Source organism: Kitasatospora sp. MY 5-36 (genome assembly GCF_001182915.1).
Taxonomy (GTDB): Bacteria; Actinomycetota; Actinomycetes; order Streptomycetales; family Streptomycetaceae; genus Kitasatospora.
This window is the reverse complement of the sequence record NZ_LFVW01001293.1, coordinates 1-986: the sequence shown is the minus strand read 5'-3', so window position 1 is coordinate 986 and position 986 is coordinate 1. Positions and strand designations below refer to the sequence as shown.

Sequence of the window (986 nt, the reverse complement as noted above, 5' to 3'; positions counted from 1 at the left end):
GCCCGGCCCCGCCAGGCCGGCGGCCCGGCCCGCCCCGGCGCCGTGGACCCGTCCGGCAACGCAGGCCCGTCCGACCCGGCGGGCCCGTCCAGCACCACCGGGGTGAGCGGAGCATGAACGTGGCCACCCGAACCATGACCCAGACGCTGCGCCGGCTGAGCTTCACCTTCGCCGCCGACGGCAGCCACGCCGCCTGCCTCGCCTCCTCCGCCGACAGCGGCTGGTACGTGGAGAGTTGGCGACTGCCGCAGGACGGCGGACCGGCCGCGCCGACCGCGCTGCCGCTGCCCGGCAACCGCGCGGAGAGCCTGCGCTCACAGCTGGTCGCACTGCCGGACGGCTCGGTGCTGACCTGCCGGCACGACGGCGAGCGGCACGACCTGGTCCGCCTCTCGTACGGCGGGAACAGCGCCCTGGAACAGCAGTTGGGCTCGCTGCGGATGACCGGCCTGCGGGTCCTGCCGCTCCCCGCCCAGGCCGGGGCCGACCCGCGGACGCCGGTGGCGGTCGCGCTCGGCAGCGACACCCGCCCGGCGACCACCGCCTGGCTGGTGCGCACGGACGGCAGCGAACCCGAACAGGTCGCCGAGATCCCGGGGTTGCACGGCGGCGGCACCTGGCTGGACCGTACTGGCACGCTGCTCGCGCTGGACCGGGTGAACGCGGGCCTGGTCCGCAGCGTGGTGCTCGACCTGCGCGCCGGCCGCACCTCCCCCCTGCTGGAGATCGGCCCGCGGAGCAACGACCGCCTGGTGCTGTTCGACCCGGACAGCCGGTTCGCGATGGTGCGCAGCGACGCGCCCGGCACCGACCGGCTCGGCTGGGGCGTCCTCGGCGCCGGGGAGCCGCTGCGCTTCCCCGAGTGCCTGCACGTCGCGGGCATGTTCCTGCGGCCGGTCGCCCTGCGGGTCGCGGCGGGCGGCCCCCGGGTCGCGGTGCAGATCGACCACGGCGCGGGCTCGGCGCTCGCGCTGTGGCGGCCCTCG

General features: G+C 77.4%; 1 protein-coding gene. It reads left to right on the top strand.

What is annotated here, in order from left to right:
* Window positions 1-119 precede the first annotated feature (119 nt).
* A partial coding sequence (locus AE652_RS42045) for a hypothetical protein (protein ID WP_159028751.1) occupies window positions 120-986 on the top strand: 867 nt, incomplete at its 3' end.